This window comes from Bacillus sp. SIMBA_005 (genome assembly GCF_046535585.1).
Lineage (GTDB): Bacteria > Bacillota > Bacilli > Bacillales > Bacillaceae > Bacillus > Bacillus pumilus.
The window spans coordinates 1-274 of record NZ_JAWRWI010000365.1 but is presented as its reverse complement, the minus strand read 5'-3'; the positions used below and the strand labels follow the sequence as shown (position 1 = coordinate 274).

Sequence of the window (274 nt, the reverse complement as noted above, 5' to 3'; positions counted from 1 at the left end):
GTTCAATTTCCCTTTCCAAGCCGGTTGCGTCGTGTTCGCTTTGTTGCATCTCGGTGTTGCGTCGCTGTTGCGGAGTAAAAACACGGAATAACTCGGCCGGATCGATGTGGTAACGTCCCAAATCGTCCTTACGGGCGGAAAGTCGCCCTTTTTCAATGGCTCGCGATATAGTCGACTTAGCGACGTTCGCCTCTTTCGCTGCCTGAGAGAGAGATAGTTCCATAGCCGTTGCGCCTCGTTCGGATCGTTGCACTGCGCACTGTTGCACGCAACA

At 53.6% G+C, this 274-nt stretch carries 1 protein-coding gene; it reads right to left on the bottom strand.

Features of this window, described 5'->3' with window-relative positions; genetic code table 11:
- The coding region (locus SB660_RS20480) for a MerR family transcriptional regulator (RefSeq protein ID WP_410584165.1) at window positions 1-223 on the bottom strand (223 nt) is incomplete at its 3' end.
- Window positions 224-274: the final 51 nt, after the last annotated feature.